17 protein-coding genes are annotated in these 20888 nt (G+C 66.6%); 8 read left to right on the top strand and 9 right to left on the bottom strand.

Going from position 1 to position 20888, the window contains the following annotated elements; genetic code table 11:
* Nucleotides 1-32: 32 nt before the first annotated feature.
* Both ACNA0R_RS17420 and ACNA0R_RS17415 read right to left on the bottom strand, forming a co-directional pair.
* Nucleotides 33-1631: an MDR family MFS transporter gene (locus ACNA0R_RS17420; protein WP_415827299.1), complete on the bottom strand. Its 1599-nt coding sequence runs from the start codon at nt 1629-1631 to the stop codon at nt 33-35.
* The gene (locus tag ACNA0R_RS17415) at nt 1624-2829 is read right to left on the bottom strand and encodes an HlyD family secretion protein (protein WP_415827331.1); all 1206 of its coding nucleotides are present in this window, start codon (nt 2827-2829) and stop codon (nt 1624-1626) included. Before ACNA0R_RS17415 ends, ACNA0R_RS17420 begins: the two co-directional genes overlap by 8 nt.
* 248 nt (nt 2830-3077) lie before the next feature.
* On the opposite strand from ACNA0R_RS17415, the gene ACNA0R_RS17410 reads away from it, so the two are divergent.
* Nucleotides 3078-3815 (top strand): CerR family C-terminal domain-containing protein, encoded by a 738-nt coding sequence (locus ACNA0R_RS17410; RefSeq protein ID WP_415827298.1) that lies wholly within the window; start codon nt 3078-3080, stop codon nt 3813-3815.
* 138 nt (nt 3816-3953) lie between these two features.
* Here the strand turns inward: ACNA0R_RS17410 and hmpA are convergent, their stop codons facing one another.
* Entirely contained in the window at nt 3954-5135 is a 1182-nt protein-coding gene (gene hmpA / locus ACNA0R_RS17405) for an NO-inducible flavohemoprotein (RefSeq protein ID WP_415827297.1), read from the bottom strand.
* A 215-nt stretch (nt 5136-5350) separates the two neighbouring features.
* Here hmpA and norR point away from each other — a divergent pair, with 215 nt between their 5' ends.
* On the top strand, nt 5351-7027 hold the full coding sequence (gene norR / locus ACNA0R_RS17400) for a nitric oxide reductase transcriptional regulator NorR (protein ID WP_415827296.1): 1677 nt from the start codon (nt 5351-5353) through the stop codon (nt 7025-7027).
* A gap of 63 nt (nt 7028-7090) precedes the next feature.
* Here the strand turns inward: norR and ACNA0R_RS17395 are convergent, their stop codons facing one another.
* On the bottom strand, nt 7091-8611 hold the full coding sequence (locus tag ACNA0R_RS17395) for a cryptochrome/photolyase family protein (protein ID WP_415827295.1): 1521 nt from the start codon (nt 8609-8611) through the stop codon (nt 7091-7093).
* Between the two features lie 300 nt (nt 8612-8911).
* Between ACNA0R_RS17395 and ACNA0R_RS17390 the strand changes: the two genes are divergently transcribed.
* Entirely contained in the window at nt 8912-9277 is a 366-nt protein-coding gene (locus tag ACNA0R_RS17390; protein ID WP_415827294.1) for a winged helix-turn-helix domain-containing protein, read from the top strand.
* A gap of 62 nt (nt 9278-9339) precedes the next feature.
* Nucleotides 9340-9924 (top strand): biliverdin-producing heme oxygenase, encoded by a 585-nt coding sequence (locus ACNA0R_RS17385; protein WP_415827293.1) that lies wholly within the window; start codon nt 9340-9342, stop codon nt 9922-9924.
* On the opposite strand, the gene ACNA0R_RS17380 is transcribed toward ACNA0R_RS17385, so the two are convergent.
* Genes ACNA0R_RS17380 through ACNA0R_RS17370 form a run of 3 tightly spaced genes read right to left on the bottom strand, consistent with a single transcriptional unit; the run spans nt 9911 to nt 15126 of the window.
* A complete protein-coding gene (locus ACNA0R_RS17380; protein WP_415827292.1) occupies nt 9911-12427 on the bottom strand; it encodes a response regulator in 2517 nt (838 codons plus the stop codon). The two genes, ACNA0R_RS17385 and ACNA0R_RS17380, sit on opposite strands and share 14 nt — an antisense overlap.
* A complete protein-coding gene (locus ACNA0R_RS17375; RefSeq protein WP_415827291.1) occupies nt 12424-12903 on the bottom strand; it encodes a response regulator in 480 nt (159 codons plus the stop codon). The genes ACNA0R_RS17380 and ACNA0R_RS17375 overlap by 4 nt, the downstream gene beginning before the upstream one ends.
* Nucleotides 12904-12927: 24 nt before the next feature.
* Nucleotides 12928-15126 carry an ATP-binding protein gene (locus ACNA0R_RS17370; RefSeq protein WP_415827290.1) on the bottom strand — a complete coding sequence of 733 codons (2199 nt, stop codon included), beginning with the start codon at nt 15124-15126 and terminating at the stop codon, nt 12928-12930.
* A gap of 220 nt (nt 15127-15346) precedes the next feature.
* On the opposite strand from ACNA0R_RS17370, the gene ACNA0R_RS17365 reads away from it, so the two are divergent.
* From ACNA0R_RS17365 to ACNA0R_RS17355, 3 genes are all read left to right on the top strand, one after another.
* Nucleotides 15347-16669, top strand: coding sequence for an MFS transporter (locus ACNA0R_RS17365; RefSeq protein ID WP_415827289.1), 1323 nt, complete (start codon nt 15347-15349; stop codon nt 16667-16669).
* Nucleotides 16670-16759: 90 nt separating this feature from the next.
* Nucleotides 16760-17590 (top strand): metallophosphoesterase, encoded by an 831-nt coding sequence (locus ACNA0R_RS17360; RefSeq protein ID WP_415827288.1) that lies wholly within the window; start codon nt 16760-16762, stop codon nt 17588-17590.
* Nucleotides 17591-17661: 71 nt separating this feature from the next.
* Complete coding sequence (locus ACNA0R_RS17355; protein ID WP_415827287.1) at nt 17662-17829, top strand: hypothetical protein; 168 nt, start codon at nt 17662-17664, stop codon at nt 17827-17829.
* Here ACNA0R_RS17355 and ACNA0R_RS17350 read toward each other — a convergent pair whose 3' ends face one another.
* Nucleotides 17830-18813 carry a tripartite tricarboxylate transporter substrate binding protein gene (locus tag ACNA0R_RS17350; protein ID WP_415827286.1) on the bottom strand — a complete coding sequence of 328 codons (984 nt, stop codon included), beginning with the start codon at nt 18811-18813 and terminating at the stop codon, nt 17830-17832. It abuts the gene before it with no gap.
* A 202-nt stretch (nt 18814-19015) separates the two neighbouring features.
* On the bottom strand, nt 19016-19729 hold the full coding sequence (locus ACNA0R_RS17345) for a hypothetical protein (protein ID WP_415827285.1): 714 nt from the start codon (nt 19727-19729) through the stop codon (nt 19016-19018).
* A 175-nt stretch (nt 19730-19904) separates the two neighbouring features.
* On the opposite strand from ACNA0R_RS17345, the gene ACNA0R_RS17340 reads away from it, so the two are divergent.
* Nucleotides 19905-20882: a tripartite tricarboxylate transporter substrate-binding protein gene (locus ACNA0R_RS17340; protein WP_415827284.1), complete on the top strand. Its 978-nt coding sequence runs from the start codon at nt 19905-19907 to the stop codon at nt 20880-20882.
* Nucleotides 20883-20888: the final 6 nt, after the last annotated feature.

Below are 20888 nucleotides of genomic sequence, written 5' to 3'. Positions count from 1 at the left end.
CGGGTTCAATGGGCCGGGTTCAATGGCAGGGTTCAGTGGCCGGCGCCGGGCGCGCCGCCGCCGCGCGGCGTGCGCAGCAGCAAGGCCAGCGGCACGCAGGCCAGCAGGGCCAGCGCCAGCAGATAGAAAGTTTCGGAATAAGTCATTACCGCCGCCTGCTGCTGGATCTGCGCCGCCAGCTGGCCCAGCGCCCGCATATGCGAGTACGCCATATCGCCGGTCTGCGTGAACCAGTTGGCCGCGTTGGCGGCGATGCGGTCCTGGCCCAACACCGAATTGGCCGTCAGCGATTCGCGCAGCATATGGTCGTGGAAAGTATTGCGGCGATCGATGACGATGCCGATCAAGGCCAGGCCCACCGACCCACCCAGATTGCGCGCCATGTTGTACAGCCCCGCGGCGTCGCCGGATTCCTCGCGCGAGACCGCCGCCATCGACGCCTGGTTGAGCGGAAACATCGCCAGCACCTGGCCGATGCCGCGCAGGAATTGCGAACCGTAGAAGTCGTGGCCCACGCTTTGCGCCGTCAGGTCTATGTCCAGCAGGCAACTGCCGGTAAACATCAGCAAGCCGCCGATGACCAGGATGCGGAAGTCGACCTTGCCCAGCAGCCGGGGCAGCAGCGGCAGCATCAGGAAGGAGGGCAGGCCGGCCAGCAGCATCACCGCGCCGGACTGCTGCGCGTTGTAGCCGGCGATCAGGCTCAGGAACTGCGGCACCAGATAGGAAACCCCGTACAGCCCCGCGCCGATGGCCACGACGATGATGATGACGCTGGCATAGTGCGGATTGCGCAGCAGGCTCAAGCGCAGTATGGGCTTGGCGGCGGTCAGCTGGGAAATCCCGATCAACACGAAGCCCACCAGCGTGACGATGGTCAGGGTGACGATCATCCGGGAGTCGAACCAGCGCTCGCGCTGGCCTTCCTCCAGCACCACCGTCAGGCTGCTCAGGCCGATGGCCAGCCCGACGATGCCCAGCCAGTCGGCCTTGAAGAATTCCGGCCAGCGCGGATGTTCGGGCGGCAGGCCGCCCAACAGCAGCGCCACCAGGGCAAGGCATACCGGCAGGTTTACCAGGAAGCACCAGGACCAGCTGATGTTTTCCGCCAGCCAGCCGCCTACCACCGGCCCCAGCAGAGGGCCCAGCAGCACGATCAGGCCGAACAGGGTCATGCCCGCCGGCATCTGCGAGCGCGGCAGGCGCGTGCGGATGATGGTCTGCGCGGTGGGGATCATGGCGCCGCCGGTGAATCCCTGGCCAAGGCGTCCGGCGATCATCTGCGGCAGGCTGTGCGACAGGCCGCACATCACCGAAAACAGGGCGAACAATACGGCATTGCCCAGCAGGAAATTGCGCATGCCGAAAACGCGCGTCAACCATGCCGCCAGGGGAATCATGACGATCTCGGACATCAGGTAGCCGGTGGATATCCACGTACCTTCCGTGCCGGTGGCGCCGATGGACCCCTGTATCTGCGGCAACGCGGAGTTGGTGATGGAGATGTCCAGCGTCGCCATCAATGCGCCCAGCGCGCCGCCGGCCACGGCCACCCAGTCCGCCGCGGTGGCGCGGGGTTCGGCGCTGCCGGACGGCCGCGGCGCGGCGGAGGGATACGCCGTGTCAGCCATGATGACCCACGTTGCCTGCGTTGCCTGCGTTGCCTGCGTTGCCTGCGTTGCCTGCGTTGCCTGCGTTGCCTGCGTTGCCCGCATCGTCCGCCGGGCTCGTACGGGTCGTGGCCGGCGTACGCCGCGTGTCGACCTCGGCCGTCACCGACAGTCCAGGCACCAGCAGTCCGCGGGTATCCGCGTCCGTGTCGACCCGGATGCGCACCGGCACCCGCTGGACGATCTTGGTGAAGTTGCCCGTCGCGTTTTCCGGGGGCAACAACGCAAACTGGGCGCCCGTGCCCGGCGCGAAGCTGTCCACCACGCCGTGCAGTTCCCGATCGGGCAGGGCATCGACGTGCAGGCTCACGGCCTGGCCCGCCCGCATGCGGCCTATCTGCGTTTCCTTGAAATTGGCTTGCAGATACACGTCCTGGACAGGCACCACCGTCATCATGCGGGTGCCGGGTTGCACATACTGGCCCACGCGCACGGTACGGTCGCCGATATTCCCGGACAGGGTCGCCCGCACGAGCGTGTCCTGCAGATCCAGATTGGCCTGGCGCGCGCTTGCCTGCGCGGCTTCCAATTGCGCCCGGGCTTGCGAAATTTGCGCGGTGCTGACGGCGATCTGGGCCTGGGCGGCTTGTACGGCGGCTTGATTGGCCGCGAGCGTGGCCGTGGCCTGGTCACGCTGGTTGGCCAGGTTGGACAGCCGTTCGGTCGTCTCCGCGCCGGTGGCCGCCAAGGGCCGGTAGCGCCGCACTTCGTCTTCCGCATGCCTGGCGTTCAGGCCGGCCACGCGCGCCTGCGCCTCGGCCTGCGCGACGTTGGCGTTCTGCTGGCGGATTTCCGCTTGCGCGCGGTCGATATCGGCTTGCCGCGCATCGATGGTGGCCTGTGCCTGGTCCAGCGCCGCGCGGTATTGGCGGTCGTCCAGGCGCACCAGCGGATCGCCTGCATGCACCGGCTGGTTATCGCCGACGTAGACCTGTGTCACATAGCCGCTGACCTTGGGCGCGATGGTGACGCTGTCCGCCTGCAGATAGGCGTCGTCCGTGCTTTCGATGAAGCGGCCCACCAGCCACCAATGCGCGCCCCAGGCAAGCGCCGCGACGAGCGCCACGGCGCCGGCGCCGAACAGCACCCCACGCCGGCGGCGCGAACCTCCCTTGGCGGGATGCGCCGGCGCCCGGGCGGGCGCCGCATGGCCATCCATGCCGGCGGGCTGACTATTGTTCGGTGATGAACCCGCCGCGGACGGACTGCCGGCGGCGAGGGAAGTGGCGGGAATATCGGGCGATCCTGCGGAAGAAGGCATGTCGGCTGGGCGCGTTGATCGTTGAATTTTGAACGTTCGGTATATTTTTATCGCCCGGTAAAAATTTAGCAAGTGCTATATTTTGGCCTTGCTAGGGTAAGGAAGCGGCGGACCACGCACCGCGGATGACACTGCGGAGACAGGATATGAACGACACCAAGCGCACCCGGCGGCCGCCGGGCAGCGGCTATGCCCGTGGCGACGAGACCCGCCTGCGCATCATCGAGGCGGCCATCGAGCGGTTCGGGGAATTGGGTTTCGACGGCGCCTCCACGCGCGACATCGCCGCGCACGCGGGCGTCAACGCGCCGGCCTTGCAGTACTACTTCGAAAGCAAGGAGGGGCTATATCGCGCCTGCGCCGAACACATCGCCGACAGCGCGCGGGCCGGTTTCGACCCCGCCATCAATGCGGCCTGGGCGGCGCTGGATGCCGACGCCGATGCGGAGGTGCTGATCGACGCGTTCATACGCATTCAGGATCTGATGGCCGACCGCGCCTTACAGGCATCGTGCGGCCCGGACCAGCGCCTGTTCTTCGCGCGCGAACACGCCGGGCATGAGCCGCCGATCGCATCGGACATCCTGCGGGAACGGGTGCGCAAGCCCCTGGGCGACGTATGCGCCGCGTTGATCGCGCGCATCGCCGGCACGAATGTGGACGATCCCAAGACCATGGTGCGTGTCTTTACGCTGCATGGCCAGCTGGTGATCTTCCATACGGCCAAGCGCGGCGCGCTGTCGCTGTTGGGATGGCAGGATATCGATGCCGAGCGGGTGGCGCTGGTCAAGGAAACGGTGCGCGAGCAGACGCGCACGCTGTTGCGGCTGTGGAACAAGGAAGCGCATGCCCGGCCGCGGCGGCGCTCCGCTCGCCGCGCCTGATCGATCGGCCGCGCTGCCATGTAAGCGGCCTAGGGCCCGGCGCCGCGGAACTACAGTGCCGGCCGAAGTATCCCGGCGCCGCGGCACCACGGCGCCGCTGCCGGGCCAAGGAATCGCGCCGGCGTAGCACTACAGCGACTACAGCGCGGCCGCCGGGCCGAAGAACTCGTAGCGGCTGCGCGCGTCCGGCACGCCCAGGGCCGCCAGGGTTTTCTTCATATAGGCCATGAAGGGCTTGGGACCGACGAAATAGGCGTCCAGGTCGCCCGGCGCCGGCAGCCACTCCCGCAGCTGTTCCTCCCGCGCCCGCCCGACGCCGTCCGGCCGGCGCGCCGCGCCTTCGGCGGCTTCGTAGCACACATAATGGCGCAGCTGCGGATGGCGCGCGGCAAGCTGGTCGATGTAGTCGCCGAACGCATGGACCTGCCCATTGCGCGCATAGTGGATGAAGTGGACCGGCCGGTCGCCACGGCTCAAGGCCGCCTCCAGCATGGCCAGCACCGGCGTGACGCCGACGCCGGCGCTGATAAGCGCCAAGGGCCGTTCGCCATCTTCCAGCACGAAGTCTCCCGCGGGCGGGAAGACATCCAGCGTGTCGCCTTCCCGGATCCGGTCGTGCAGGAAGTTGGACGCCACGCCGCCCGGCTCGCGCTTAACGCTGATACGGTATTGGCTGCCGTCCGCGGCGCGCGACAAGGAGTAATTGCGGCGGATTTCCTGGCCATCGATATCCAGGCGCAGGCCCAGATACTGCCCGGGACGGTAGGCCAGCAGTGCGCCGCCATCGGCCGGGCGCAGATGGAAAGAAGTGATCTCGGCGCTCTCCGCGACCTTGCGCGCGACCACGAAGGGGCGCGCGCCGCGCCAGCCGCCGGTTTCCTGTTCTTGCGCGTCGTACACCGCGCCCTCGGCCTGGATCAGCAGATCGGCCAATTGCTGATAGGCCGCCGCCCACGCCGCGATGACTTCGTCCGTCGCCACCTCGGCGCCCAACACTTCGCGTATGGCGCGCAGCAGGCAGGTCCCGACGATGGGGTAGTGTTCGGGTAGAACCTGCAGCGCAACGTGCTTGTTGACGATCTGGCTGGCCAGTGGCGCCAGGGCCTGCAGCCGGTCGATATTGCGCGCGTACATCAGAACGCCGTTGGCCAGCGCGCGCGGCTGCGCGCCACTGGCCTGGTGCGCCTGGTTGAACAAGGGGCGAACCTCGGGATACTCCGCCAGCATGATCTTATAGAAGTGCGTGGTCAGCGCCTCGCCGCCTGTTTCGAGTAGAGGTACCGTGGCGCGGATGATGGCGAGCTGGTTCGAATCGAGCATGTCATGAAACTCCTGGTTGGCCGCGCGCGTGCTTCGCAGGCGGGCGGCGGACGTCCCGCGATGGGATCGCCATGTCTCAATGCAACACCCATGCCAACTTGCTTCCCGGGGAAGGCCATGTCGATCGATCTATAGAAATATGTTTTAAAGACTCTATTAATACAAATTGAAGTCGTAATGACTCTGAATCGATCCGGATGCGATATGCTCCTTGCATGCCGGAATCGACCAAATCCCAGAACCCGCTGCTCGCCGCCGTTATTCCATTGGTGGCCGATCTGGCGCGCGACCTGGCTCCGGCGGAACGCTATCGCCGCCTGTTGGAGGCCTTGCGCGCTTTGCTGCCTTGCGACGCCATCGGGCTGTTGCGGCTGGAAGGCGATGCGCTGATCCCGCTGGCCATGCAGGGCCTGAGCGCCGACGCCATGGGCCGGCGTTTCCGCCTTGACCAGCACCCGCGCCTGCACGCCTTGCTGCGGGCCGATGGGGCCATGCGTTTCCCGCCCGACAGCGATCTGCCGGATCCCTATGACGGCCTGGTGCAGGATGGCGGGGATCTGCACGTGCACGATTGCATGGGCTGCGCCATCACGGTGGGACAGCGCAAATGGGGACTCCTGACCCTGGATGCGCTGAAGGCGGGCCGTTTCTCGCGGCACGATCTGGCGGTGCTGGACGTCTTCGCCGGGCTGGCGGCGGCCACGGTCACCGTGGCGGCCCGTATCGAGCAACTCGCGGTCACCGCCGAGGACGAGCGTCAACGGGCGGAGAGCTATCGGCTGGCCGTCACCCAGACGACGCGTCGCCTGACCGGCCAGAGCATCGCATTCCGCCGCCTGGCCAAGGACGTGGAGATGGTCGCGGCCAGCGACCTGACGGTGCTGATCACCGGCGAAACCGGCGTCGGCAAGGAACTCGTGGCGCAGGCGCTGCACGCCGGATCTTCGCGCGCCGCCAAGCCCTTGATCAGCGTGAATTGCGCGGCCTTGCCCGACAACCTGATCGAAAGCGAACTGTTCGGCCACGTGCGCGGCGCGTTCTCCGGCGCCGTGCAGGACAGGCGCGGCAAATTCGAACTGGCGCACGGCGGCACGCTATTCCTGGACGAAATCGGCGAACTGCCCCTGAGCGCGCAAGCCAAACTGCTGCGGGTGTTGCAGAGCGGGCAATTGCAGCGCGTCGGGTCCGATCGCGAACATCAGGTGGACGTGCGGCTGATCGCAGCGACCAATCGCGACCTGGCCGAAGAAGTGCGCGCGCGCCGCATGCGGGCCGACTTCTACCATCGGATCAGCGTATATCCGCTGCGCGTGCCACCGCTGCGCGAGCGGGGCCGCGATGTCGTGCTGCTGGCGGGGACCTTCCTGGAGGAAAACCGTGCCCGTCTGGGCCTGGGCGGGGTCAGGCTGCAGCCCGAGGCGCATGCCGTGCTGCAAGGCTACGCCTGGCCGGGCAACGTGCGGGAGCTGGAGCACGTCGTCAGCCGCGGCGTGCTCAAGGCCTTGGGGCGCCAGACCGAGCGGCCGCGCATTCTGACAGTGACGGCGGACGATATGGATATTGAACAGCCTGGCGGTCACCGTGGCGCGCTGCCGGCCGGCGCATCGCCAGCCTGGCCCGGCGCCGGGCCGGAGCATACGGCGAATGGCGGCCAACCCGAGCCCATGGCCGCGGGCGCCCGGCCACCGTCCTTGCAGCACACCCTGCAAGCGGTGGAACAGGCCACCATCGAGTCCTGCCTGGCTCGCCATGGCAATAACTGGAGCGCCGCCGCTCGTGAATTGGGCGTGGACCGCGCCAATCTGCGCCGCCGTGCCGCGCGCCTGGGCATCCCGGTGCAAGGCAAGCCTGGCCGCCCGAGGCGCAAGCCCCGGACGCCCGGGCGAGAATGAGGTTCGCTGCATGGCAGCCGCGATGCGCGGCCGGTGTCCCGCCACGCGCGGAGCGGGCGCTGCCTATCCCCCCGCTTTCTTCGATACACCGGCATACGCTTCGATGGCGCGCAGCCGGCTTGCCCGCAGGTCGACGATCCGCGCGGGATAGCCGCGGGCCGCGCGCTGGGCGTCCGATGGGGCGTGTATGTCGCGATCGTCCAGGTCGGCCAGCTCGGGCAGCCAGTGACGCAGGAAACGTCCGCGCGGATCGAATTTCCTGGACTGCGTTTCGGGATTGAAAACGCGGAAGTAGGGCACGGCGTCGGTGCCCGTCGATGCGCTCCATTGCCAGCCGCCGTTGTTGGATGCCAGATCGCCATCGATCAGATGCGCCATGAACCAGGCCTCACCCTTGCGCCAATCCAGCAATAGATTCTTGCTCAGGAACATGGCGGTCATCATCCGCAGACGATTGTGCATCCACCCCATGGCGGCCAGTTGCCGCATCGCCGCGTCGATGATGGGAAAACCTGTGCGGCCGGCGCGCCAGGCCTGCCAATCGTCGTCCGCGTCGCGCCAGGGTATCGCTTCGGTTTCCGGCCGCATCGGACGATGCATGGACAGCGCGGGATGCGCGGCGAGCAGATGCAGATAGAACTCGCGCCAAAGCAGTTCGGTGATCCAGCCGCGTATGCCGACGCGACCGCTGTCCATTTCGCCATGATTGGCGGATAGCGCGGCACGCAGGCATGCGCCGGGGGAAATGACGCCGGCCGCGAGATAGGGCGACAGGCGGCTGGTGCCGTCCACGCCCGGAAGGTCGCGATTTTCCTGGTATCGGTCGATGGATACCTCGATGAAGTCGTCCAGGCGGCGCGCGGCGGCGTCCGCGCCGGCGGGCCACAGGGCCCGCAGCGCGTCGCCGGTGTGTGGCGTCTCGCCCGCTACGGCATTGCGCGCCTCGTCGGGGCGCGGTGCGTGGCCTGGCTGCGCGCGTGGCGCACCGTGCGCGTCTGCCGCGTCGCCCAGCATGGCGTTCAGCGACGGTATCGGGTCGGGCGGCGCGGGCATCCGCGACTGTGGTCGCGGCTCCGGCCCGGGGCGGGGAGGCGCGGCCGCCAGGCGCTCGCGGCATACACGCGCATAGGGCGTGAAGACCTTGTAGCACTCGCCTTTGCCGGTCGTGATGGTTCCCGGCCGCAGCAGCGTGGCGCCGTGGTGCGTGGTCCATTGGATGCCATCGCGGGCCAGGCGCTCGGCAACGCTTGCATCGCGCCGCCGTTCGTTTACGCCCCATTCGGCGTTGACGTGCACGGCGCGGACATCATGCCGCCGGCAGAAGCCGGCCAAGGCCTCGGACGCTCGCGACCAGTCTTCGATCGCACAGAACTTCAGCGGGACATTCAATGCCGCCAGGCACAGGCCCAGGTCTTCGAGATTACGGCGCCAGAAGTCTATCTTGGCCGGCGCGTCGCCATGCATGCGCCATTGGCCGGGCGCGGGCATGAACAGCGCGATCGCCGGGCCGTCGTCCAGCGCGGCCGTCAAGGCCGGATTGTCCTGTGCGCGAAGGTCGGTACGAAACCAGATGAGAGCAGCCATGCCGCCATTGTCGCATCGCCGCCGATGCCTTCACGGCTGGCGCATTGCGTCCGACCCGGCCGGTCAGCGCACTAGCGTCGCCGGCACGTCGCCACCACGTCGCCACCACGTCGCCACCACGTCGCCGCTACATCCCCGGTATCGCGCTGCCCGGCGTACACCTGCGGCGCGCAATACGCGGCCCGTACCAGAGGCACCGCGCTGCATTCCTGCATGGCGGGGAGAGGACGGCCGCATTGTCCACGCGGCTGGGCCGCTGTAGACTGCATCGATCCCCGTCTCCTTACCGCACGCGCGAACATGCACGCCTATCCCTTGAAGGCGCCGATGGCGGTACCACCCGACATCTATCGCTTTGCCGGCTGGACATTGAACATTGGTGCCCGCACGTTGCGGCGTCCGGATGGCGCCGCCGTCGTGTTGACCGGGGCCGAGTTCGACATGCTGGTGGTCTTCCTGACCTATCCCCAGCGCGTGCTGAGCCGCGAACAGCTGCTCGATTGGACGCGCGGGCGATCCGCGGGCCCGTTCGACCGCACCATAGACGTGCAGCTGAGCCGTCTGCGCCGCAAGCTGGGCGACCAGCCCAGGGCGCCCGTCATGATCAAAACAGTGCGTGGCGGCGGATACCTGTTCGCGCCGGAGGTCGAGCGGGACGCACCCTGAAGCGTGGCCGTGCTCGTCCGCTATCATGGCTGCTGTCGATATCGCAGCAGGATTTTTGCTTCATGGATGTACACGCCGCCCTGAGATCCGCCACGCAGGAGCGCCACCAGCGCCTGGACAGTTCGCTGCGCATCGGTTCGCCCGATGCCGGCTACGCCGACTATGTGGCCTACATCGCCGCGCTGGAAGCTTGGCTGCGGCCCGTGGAAGAGGCCTTGTGGGCGCGGGATTGGCCCGCATCGCTGCGGCCGCGGTTGCGGCGCGACAAGTCGGCGCGGATCGACCAGGATCTGGCGGCGGCCCGCGCGGTGGGCGAGCGGGCGCCGGCGACGCCCGCCTGCGGCATGTTGCCGGCCGTCGGAAAGTCGCGCGCCTATGACGCCGGTGTCATGTACGTCATCGAAGGCTCGCAACTCGGCGGCCGCATGATGGCCAAGCGCCTGCGCCAGGCCTGGCCCGACCGCCAGTTCGAATACATGGAAGGCTATGGGGCGGAGCTCGGCCCGTTGTGGAAGGACTTCATGGCCTTTCTGGCCGAAGAACTGAAAAGCGAGCGGGATGTCGAGCAAGCCACCGCCGGGGCCCGGGATGCTTTCGATACCCTGGCGGACTGGCTGCGCCGCCAGGGTCAGATCAGGACGGCGTAACGCCCAGGTCCCTGAGCGCGGCGTACAGCCCGTCCAGTTCATAAGGCTTCTGGATGAAGGCCACGCGCGTCGCGGCCGGCATGCCTTCGTCCAGCTCGACCTTGCCGTAGCCGCTCGCCACGAGGATGGGCAGTCCGGGATGCCGTTCTGCCAGCCTGCGTATGAGTTCCTTGCCCGGCATATCGGGCAGGCCCAGGTCCACGATGGCCGCGCCGACGCCTGCCGCGTTGTTCTCCATGGTCGACAGGGCTTGCGCGGCCGTACCGGCTTCCGCGACTTCATAGCCGAAATCCGTTAGTGCTTCGGACGTCAGTTCGCGCACCAGGTTGTCGTCTTCCACGATCAGCACACGGGCGCCGCGCACCCCTGGCGCGGCCACGGCGGGCGCCTGTCCGGCTTGGGCCGGCAGTGGCGATGAACCCGCGCCAGTGGCCGCGGCCGCGTTCGGCGAGGCCCGATCGAGAACTTCGCGCACGCGCTGCGCCAGGGCGCTGAAGGTAAAAGGCTTGGGAATGAGCGCGACGCCGGGCGGCAGCTTGCCGTCATGGGTCAATGTGCCTTCGGCGTAGGCGGAGGTATACAGGACACGCAAACCAGGCCGGACGGCACGCGCGGCTTCCGCCAGGTCGCGCCCGTTCATGCCCCTGGGCAGGCCGACGTCCGTGAACAGCAGCGAGATATCGTCGCTTTCGCGCAGGCGCCGCAAGGCGGTCATGGCGTCGGCCGCCTGATGGACCTTGTACCCCAGCTCGGTCAATGCCGAGGCCGAATGCGCGCGGACCGCCTCGTCGTCTTCCACGACCAGGATGGTTTCGCCGCGTGCCGCCACGGGCAGCGCGCCATCGTGGGCGCGTTCGCTGGCGGCGGCCCAGGCGCCGACCTGGCGTGGCAGGTAGATATGAACCGTCGTACCGACGCCGACGCTGCTGTCTATCGCGACATAGCCGCCGGACTGCTTGACGAAGCCATAGACCTGGCTCAGGCCCAGTCCCGTTCCCACGCCTATATCCTTGGTCGTGAAGAAGGGCTCGAAGACCTTTTCTATCAGGTCCTCAGGTATGCCGACGCCGGTATCCGACAGGCTGATGCGGATGTAATCCCCGGGTTGGGCGCCCAGGCCGGGCGTGCGTTCGTCCAGCACGGTGTTGCGGGTCTGAATGAGGATCTGGCCGCCGTCCGGCATGGCGTCGCGCGCATTCACCGCAAGGTTCAGCAGCGCGCTTTCCAGCATGTGCGGGTCGATATGCGCCGGCCAGATGTCGTCTTGCAAGTCGTTGCGCAGATCGACTTCCTCGCCCAGCATGCGGGTCAGCATTTCCGCCGTGGCGGCGATCAGTTCGTTGACGTTGACGCTGCTGGGCTGCAAGGGCTGGCGGCGCGCGAATGCCAGCAGGCGCTGCGTCAGCACCGCGGCGCGCTGCGCGCCTTGCTTGGCGTGGCTCAGCGCGGTTTCGACGCGCCCGGGATCGGCCCCGTCGGCCGCTCCGGCCCCGCCCAGCAACTGGCGCTCCAGCGTTTCCAGATTGCCCAGGATGACGGTCAGGAAGTTGTTGAAATCATGCGCGACGCCGCCGGTCAGCTGGCCGAAGGCTTCCATCTTCTGGGCCTGGCGCAGTTGTTCTTCGGCCTGCTCGCGCGCGGCATCGGCATCCGCGCGCTGGCGCATCTCCTGCAGCAGGCGCTCATTGGTCCGCAGCAGTTCGGCGGTGCGGCTCTGCACGATTTGTTCCAGTTCATCGCGCGCGAGCTTGGCGTCCGTGACGTCGATATTGGTTCCGGTCAGGCCCAGGAAGCGGCCCACGCCGTCGAAGCGGGGCACGCCGCGGCAATCCAGCCAGCGCAGGCGCCGCTGCGCATCGATCACGCGGATTTCCAGCTGCAGGGGCTTTTGTTCCCGCACGGCCTGGTCGAAGGCCTTGAGCAGGGCGGGCATGTCCGGCTCGTAGACCATGCGATACCAGCCCTGGCCCAGCATTTCGCTGGAAGGAAGGCCGAACATGACCTCGTAGTGCCGGTTGACGAAGATGACCTTGCCGCTCGCGTCCGTTTCCCAGATCAGCGCGGGCGCGGAATCCGATAGGGCGCGGAAGCGCACCTCGCTGTCGCGCAGGGCGACTTCGACGCGCCGCCGTTCGCGGCGGTCTTCGGCTTCGGACAGGGCGCGGCGCGCCGCGCCGCCCAGCCGTTCCAGCCGCTGCTTGAGCACGTAATCGGTGGCGCCGGTCTTCAGCGCCTTGACCGCGAGGTCTTCGCCGATGACGCCGGATACGAAGATGAACGGTACTTCGGGCAGCTTGCGCGCCGCCATGGACAAGGCTTCCCAGCCGTCGATGTCCGGCAGGGAAAAGTCGGAGATGACCAGCGAGATGTCGCCGTCGTCCAGGGCCTGGCCGTAGGACCGCCTGTCGTGCACCCGGCGCAGCGGCATATCGCGCAGCGCGTCGGCCAAATGATGCATCATCAATTCGGCGTCCAGGTCGTTGTCCTCGAGCAGCAGGATCAAGGCAGTTCCCGGCTATCGGCGCGCGTGCTATCGCGGCGACGCGGCGGGGGCGGTTGGTTCAATATGGCCCAGAACATGCCGAGATTGCGGATCGCTTCGAAGAATTCCGAGAACTCGACCGGCTTCACGACGAAGGAATTGACCCCCGACTGGTAGCTGCGCACCAGGTCCCTTTCTTCCTTGGACGAGGTCAGCATGACGATGGGAATCTGCTTGTGGTCGGCGTCGGACTTGATGCGTTCCAGGACTTCCAGTCCGTCCACCTTGGGCAGCTTCAGGTCGAGCAGGATGACCGAGGGTTCGCCCAGGGGGCGGCCCGCGTGGGCGCCACGCCGGTAGACATAATCGAGGGCTTCGGCGCCGTCGCGCAGCACGATCACGTCGTTGGCGATATTGCATTGCCTGAGCGCCGTCAGCGTCAGCTCGATATCGTTGGGATTGTCTTCTACCAGCAGGATAGGCCGCAGATCGTTCATTTCTATTTTCTATGCCCTACATATTCACGGATTGGGCAGGGCGAACGAGAACTTTGCGCCCTGGTCGACGATGCCTTCGCCCTTGATCCAACCGCCGTGCTTTTCAATGATGCGTTTGCACAAAGCCAAGCCGATGCCGGTCCCGTCAAAGTCTTCCAGCCGATGCAAACGCTGAAAGACGCCGAACAATTTGCCGGCATAAGCCATGTCGAAACCCACACCGTTGTCGGCAACCGTGAACAGCGTGAATGTACCGCAATTCTGCCCGGTGACCGTGACGATGGACTCGGGCCGGTTGCCGGAATACTTGACCGCGTTTTCCAGCAGGTTGTACCAGACCTGGCGGACGTATTGCGGGTCGCCCCAGGACTTGGGCAGATCGTCGATCCGCCACTGCACCTTTCTGTCCGGCAAGGTCAGTTCGACCGCCTGGCGGACCTCGGCCACCAGCTTGTTCATATTCAGCTCGGAGCTGGCCAGCGCGGCGCGTCCCAGGTGGGAGAAGCGCAATAGATCGTCCACCAGCCTGCCGGCCATGACGGCGGCGCGCATGATGTTTTCGATATAGCGCGTGGATGTCGCATCCAGGCCGGACTCGCGCTGCTTCAGCAGTTCGGCGAAGCCGGCGATATGGCGAAAGGGCGCGCGAAGGTCATGCGACACCGAATAGGAAAACGATTCCAGTTCGACATTGCTGCGTTCGAGTTGTTCGCTGAGTTCGGCGCGTTCTTCCGCGCGCTTCAGGATCAGGTTCACTACCACGGTGCGAAAATCCCCCAGCGCGTCGATCTCCGACTGGCGCCAGGGTGTAGCGCGTCCGCGCAGTTCTTCCTGCCACAGTTCGAAGGATTTGCGCGGATGCAGCCGGCCCGACACGGGATCCACCGACTTGCGGGGATCGCCGCGCCACTGCACGGTGCGTATCACTTCCGGACGGAACCACATCAGGTAGCCCGTGCGCAGGCTGGAGATCGAGGCCGCCGCCAGGCCGCTGGCGACCTCCGCGAATTCGGCGGCCTCGGGCCAGACCAGCGGCAGGCGGTCCGTGTGATAAGACTGCTCCACGTTATTGGCGTGCAGCCAGCCGGCGATCTTCAGGATCTGGGCCTTGGAGGGCGTGTTGCCCATGGTATGCACGTCGTCCTGCCACACCAGCGCCGCGCCATGGGCGCCCAGCAATCGGGTCCAGGCCGGCGAACCCTCGATATAGCCTTCCAGCAGCGTATCCGTGCGGGACAGCAGTTCCACCAGCTCGATCTCGATCTTCTTGAGTTCGATGCGGTGCGCGTGTTCGGCGATGCGCTCATGCGAGCCGATATGGTGGGCGATGATGCGGCCCAGGAATTCGCAGGCCGCGCGTATCTGCGGGCCGACCAGCCGCGCCGCCTTGCTGTGGCACGAGATCAGGCCCCACAGGTGGCCATCGATGACCACCGACACGGACATCGACGAACCCGTGCCCATATTGCGCATGTACTCCAGGTGTATCGGCGACACGCTGCGCCAGTTCGCCGCGGTCAGGTCGATGGGTTCCCGCCCGCCGCCCAGCAGGGCCGGTTCGAGGGCGACCGGCTGGTAGTTGGCGTCGGGAATCAACCGTACGCGATTCTGGCAGTACAGGGCGCGGGCCTGCGCCGGAATATCGGAGGCGGGGAAACGATGGCCCAGATAGGAGGGCAGGGCGCCGTTGCCGTCCTCGGCGACCACGGTGCCGTGGCCGTCGGTATCGAAGCGATAGGCCAGGACGCGGTCGAAACCGGTCAGCCGCCGCACTTCTTCCACGGCCCGCTGAAGAATGAGTTCCGGCCGCCCGGCGGGCTGGATTTCGTCCAGCAGCGTGCGCAGGCGCGGATAGAGCGCGTCCAGGGTGACGCCCTGTTCGATCCGGTCGGGCTCCAGTTCCACCAGCAGGCCCTGCGGCGTGCGCGCGCCGGAGACATGGATGCAGCGGTCGCCGATATACATCGCCGCCGACAGGGTGGCGTCTTCATCGCCTTTCCATGCCTGCAGCGCCTGCATGAGTTCGTTCAAGGCCGTTTTATCGATGACCTGCTGCAAGGGCCGTCCGGGCGGTACATCGATGCCCAGCACGTCGGCCACATTGGCGCTGCGGGTGAGCACCTCCAGCGTGTCGGCCGACAGAAGCAGTAGTGCCGCGAAAGGCTGGATGGCGCCGGGGATGCGTATGGGTTCCTGCGCGCAGCGGTCAAGGTCCGTCTGCATGGAGGAAGCTAGCGTTTGTTCTTGCGGCACCAGATCGCTCCGTTGCGGTGGGTTGCTCGGCGCCGAAATGGCAGAGCGCTAGGATAGCATCGGCGGCGTGGCCTCCTTGCCCTCAACGCCGGCCTCCGCGGTACGGCCGCGAGATGCATTCCCGGCTGCCGAGCAGGGGGGCGCGTCGTCAGCAATTTTCGAGCCCGGTTTCGTTGTTATAGTCGCGTCCATGGAGACACGACAGCAGGGGCGGCAACAGTCCTCGGTCCGGCAGGACGGGCAATCGAAAACGGCGTCCGGGGCCCACGCGGCCCCGTCACGCGCACCACTGGACGGATTGCTGGATTCGCGCCAGTCGTGGATCGTGGCGACCATGGCGCTGATCTGCCTGGGCATGTCCTTCGGCGGGCCGCTGATCTCCGTGGTCGGCTTGAAGACCATCGCCGCCGACATGGGCGGCGCGCGATCGGTGCCGGCGCTGGGCAGCTCGCTCGCGTGGCTGGGGTCCGCCGTGGGCGGCATCGTGATGGGGCGGGTGGCGCATCGTTTCGGCGTGCGCTGGACGGTCATCGGCGGCGCCTTGTCGGTCTTCATCGGACTGGCGATTTCGACCATCGGCGAACCGTGGGCCTTATACCTCGGCCATGGCCTGTTCATCGGTCTGTTGGGATTGGCGGGTTTGAACGCGCCGCTGTACGTGTACGTCAGCCATTGGTTCGTGCGGCGGCGCGGTTCCGCGCTGGCGCTGCTGTCCAGCGGCAATTACGTCGCCGGCATCGTCTGGCCGGTGATTTTCGAAACCGTGATCGATCGCTATGGGTGGCGCGCCGCGATGCTGGGGTACGGGCTGATCCAGGCTGCGCTGGTGGCCACACTGGCCATCGTTTTCCTGCGGCCGCCACCGGCGCCGGCGTCGTCGGCCGGCCCGGCCGCCGCGGGGCAGACGGGCAGGATTGCCGGCATGCGGCCCAACACGGTGTTCGTCATGCTGGCCGCCGCCGGCTTCCTGTGCTGCGTCCCCATGGCGATGCCGCAGGGACACCTGGTGGCGTTGTGCACCGATCGCGGCCTGCCGGCCACGGTCGGCGCGGCCATGCTGTCGATGTTGCTGGCGGTTGCCTTCCTGAGCCGTCAGGGCTGGGGGCTGATCTCCGATAGGATAGGCGGCGTCAGGACGGCCTTGATCAGCTCCGTGATGCAGATGGTGTCCGTGTCGGGGTATCTCTACGTGACGCAGCAGTTCGGCCTGTTTACGGTTTCGCTGGTCTACGGCCTGGGGTTCAGCGCCTTGATCCCGGCTTATGTCCTATCCGTGCGCGCGATATTCCCGCCGCAGGAAGCCTATTGGCGGGTGCCTGCCATGCTATTGATGACCGGCTCCGGCATGGCCGCCGGCGGCTGGGTGGCGGGCTTCCTGTACGACCGCTATGGCAGCTACGATCCGGCCTTTACGCTGGGGCTGGCGGCCAACGTGCTGAACCTGGTGCTGCTGATAGCCTTGACCCGGCGTTTGCATGGCGGTTTCCGTTTGCCGGTGATGCGCCGCGCGTAGAGCGGCGCCGGCAGGCAAGCAGCGCGAGCAGCCATGCGCGGATGCCGCGCTGCCGCCGGCGCCCTCGCGGGCATGCGGTACGCTAGTCGCATGAAGATCCAACTGCTCTCCGACCTGCACCTCGAAACCAATGCCGACTTCACGCCGACGCCGGCGCCCGAAGCCGATCTGTTGATCCTGGCGGGCGATATCGGCTCCTATCAGGCGGGTTCGAAGCTGGCGGGAGACGATTTCGGGCTGGAGATGTTTTCCCCACGCGACCGTTGGCCGGTACCGGTGATCTACCTGCCCGGCAATCACGAATACGACGCCCAGGATTTCGACGCGGCCCATGATCGCCTGCGCGCGGTATGCGACCGCCTGGGTATCGGCTGGCTGGAGCGCGAAACGGTGATCGTCGGGGGCGTGCGTCTGGTCGGGACGACGCTGTGGACCGATTTCGATGCGATGGCCAGGCCGGGCGATACGCTGACGCAGGTCTTGAACAAGCGCGGCAAGGCTTTCCGCGCCGCCAACTTCTATCTGGAAAAAGCGCGGACCACGCGCGGCGGCCAACCCTTTCTGGCGGAAGAATTGCGCGAGCAGGCGCTGGCGTGTCAGGCCTGGCTCAGGGATGCCCTGGCCGCGCCGTTCGATGGTCCGACCGTGGCGGTGACGCACTTCGCCCCGACCCTGGCCAGCGCCGATCCGCGTTATGGCTTGACGCCCGGGACGGCGGGATTCTGCAACAGCCTGGACGAACTGATCCCGCGGGCGCGGATGTGGCTGCATGGACATCTGCACCACGCCTTCGATTACGTCCAGGATGGCTGCCGCATCGTCTCCAATCCCTTGGGCTACGCATCCAAGGGCGAGCAGGAGGGCTTCCGGCCCGCGTTGACCCTCGATCTGGACGCCTTGTTCCACGCCAGGGAAATGTAAGCGCGCGGCATATCCCTTGCAGACGGACGAGCACGCCGCCCACGAGCGGCTTTCTGCAAGGAGACTCGATCATGAAGACCACGATTGCAGCCCTGATGATGGCGATGGCCCTGACCGCCTGCAATAAATCCTCCGACACCCCGCCGCCGTCATCCAGCAGCAGCGGCGCCAGCTCGCAATCCGGCGCGGCCGCCGCGCCTCCGGGACTGGGCAGCCTGGGCGGCAATACCAAGAAGTAGTCAGTTCACCGTGGCGTGGGACTGCTGCACGATTACACGCCAGCGTGCAATCTCGTCGGCCAGGAATTTCTTGAAGAACTCCGGGGATTCCGTCATCGGCGCGGTGCCCAGGTCCTCCAGCTGCTTGCGAAACTCGGGCTTGGAAACGGCCTGGTTCACCGCCTTGTTCAGCTTCTCGATGATGGGGCGCGGCGTATGCGCCGGCGCCAGGATCGAATACCAGGTCGCGACTTCCATGCCCTGGACGCCGGCTTCCGCCATGGTCGGAATATTCGGCACGGCGGAAAAGCGCTTTGCGCTGGTAATCGCCAGCGCCTTTACCTGACCGCTATCGACGAGCTGCTTGCTGCTGGGGATATTGACGAAGGTGAAGTCCGATTCGCCGCTGATCACCGCGGTCAGCGACGGCGCCGACCCCTTGTAGGGCACGTGCGTGGCCGTGATGCCCGCCTTCGCCTTGAACAGCTCGCCCGCCAGATGCTGGGTGCTGCCGCTGCCGGCCGACGAAAAGTTCAGCTTGCCGGGGTGCTTCTTGCCGTAGGCAATCAGGTCGGCCACGGAATTGACGGGCAGCTTGGGATTGATGATCAGCAGGTTGGGCGCCTCCGCGAAGATCGCGATGGGCTCGAAGTCCTTGACCGCGTCGTAGTCCAGCTTGGGATAGAGCGTGACGTTCACTGCCAGGGCGGTCGAAGACAACGACAGCGTATAGCCGTCCGGCGCCGAGCGCGCCACGTATGACGCGCCGATATTGGTGCCGGCGCCGGGGCGGTTTTCCACCACGATGGGCTGGCCCAGGATGGGCGTCAGTTCCTTGGCGATCAGCCGGGCGGCCACGTCGTTGCCGCCGCCGGGCGCATAGCCCACCACCAGCTTGATCGCGTGATCCGGGTAGTTGGCCGCGCCGGCATTCTGCGCCTGCGCGCCCTCGGCATTTAAAGATAGGCCCAGAAAGACGGCCGCTATCGTCGAAAGGAACTTCATTGTGCTGTCTCCGTGATGTTATGTGTTCCCATCGCGGAGACGCCCGATCACGAGCGCGGTCGGCGATCAGGACTTGCTTGGCTTCGCGGCGCCGAGGCTGACGCGGTCGGTTGAAGGCGGCATGGGCGTCGGCGGCAAGCCCGTAACTTATAACACCGAACGAGCGGAAAGCCGGGCCTATTTCGCGCGACACCTATTGCGGTTATCCCTCGGTGCGCAGCATGCGCGCGCGGCGCAGGCGGCCGCTGAACCGGACCCACCAGCCGTTGGCTGCCGCGGGCGCGCGGCGGCCGGAGCCACGATCGTCGATTCCGGCGAGCCCCGACGGCGGGACCAGGCCGCGTACCGGATCCCTGTCGGGCAGGGCGCGCGTGATCCGCGCGGCCGGCGGGAAGATGAATGAGGCGGACAATCGGTCCACGGCGCCGGCGACGTCTTGCCAGTCATCATTGTGGCTGAGGATGTAGTCATAACCGTCATGGCTTATCGACAACCAGCGCCGCTGGCGGCCATGGATGAAGTATCGCAACGCCACGATGTCGCGCGAGCGGCCGAAAGGCGGCGCCGGGCAAGGGCCGATGTGCGCCGCGCGGGCCGATTCCAGATGCCGCTGCATACAGCCCAGGCGCGCGGCCGCGGTGCCCAGGGAAGGGCGGATCCGCAGCTGGAGCCTGGTGTCGCCCAGTCGCAGGACCACCGTGGCGTCGTTGGCCGACAGGCTCGTGTCGTCGAGTTGCCAATCGTCCGGCATGTCGAAGGCAAAGCCGATACGTGGATGGCGGTAATGCATCTGAGTCACCTTTGCATGCGGGCGCGAGCGGACGCTGCCCGCGAGGCCGGCCGCGGGGCGGAAAAACGGCCTAGCCCGAACGAGCTTGTTTTTTAGCGGAAACCGTCGCTGGCGCGCCAGCGCCACGGCGTGGTCTACACAAGATGCGCGTGGGCATCCATACAGTGGACGTGTGCCTAACTATCAAAAGCGGATGAGGCCGGCGCGCGTCGATGCTGTTCGTTGACAGCGCGTCACGCGTATCGCTAATATGTACAGACATTAATTTTAATATGTACATATAAGACATCCTGGAGGAGCAATGAAAGCAAGAATCATGGCGGCCGCCCTATGGCTGGCCGCGGGCGTCGCGGGCAATGCCGCGGCGGCCGATTACCCCACGCGGGCCATCACCTGGATCGTGCCTTTCGCCGCTGGCGGACCGACCGACGCCATGGCGCGCAATATCGCCAATCGCGTGGGGCAGGAACTCAAGCAGACGATTCTCATCGAGAACGTCGCCGGCGCCGGCGGCACCATAGGCGCGGCCAAGGCGGCCAAGTCCACGCCCGACGGCTATACCTTCCTGGTGGGGCACGTGGGTTATATGGCGGCGGCGCCTTCGCTGTACCAGCGGCTGCAATACGACCCGGTCAAGGACTTCGAGGCGGTGTTCCGTTTCCCCGATACGCCGCTGGTCCTGCTGGTGGGCGCCGCCTCGCCGCAAAAGGACGTGAAGTCGCTGGTCGACTATGCGCGCGCCAATCCCGGCAAACTGAATTTCGGCAACGCCGGGGTGGGATCGACGTCGCATCTGGTGGCGGCCATGTTCGCCGCGCAGGCCGGCATCCAGATCACGCCCATCGCCTACAAGGGCGCCGGCCCGGCGATGAACGACCTGATGGGCGGGCAGGTGGACGCCATGTTCGACCAGACCAACACGGCCCTGCCGCAGACTCGTGGCGGCAAGATACGCGCGCTGGCGCTGACCTCGACCGCGCCGATGCCGCAGTTTCCCGGTGTGCCCACGGTAGCGGCCAGCGCGGTGCCGGGTTTCGAGGCCTCGACCTGGTATGGCCTGTATGCGCCCAAGGGCACGCCGCGCCAGGCCATCGACACGCTGTATGCCGCCTGGCAGCAGGCCTTGAAGGACAAGGACTTCACCGGCAAGATGGCCGAGCAGGGTATACAGTTGCTGGATGCCGGCCAATATGCGCCGGCCGCGTTCCAGGCATTTACCGCCAATGAGGTCAAACGCTGGAGCGGCGTCATCGAACAGGCCAAGATACCCAAGCAGTAGTGCTTC

It is taken from the genome of Bordetella sputigena, assembly GCF_965137885.1.
Classification (GTDB): Bacteria; Pseudomonadota; Gammaproteobacteria; order Burkholderiales; family Burkholderiaceae_B; genus Bordetella_C; species Bordetella_C sputigena.
Note: the sequence above shows the minus strand (reverse complement) of the source record. Positions and strands in the feature narration are given on the sequence as shown.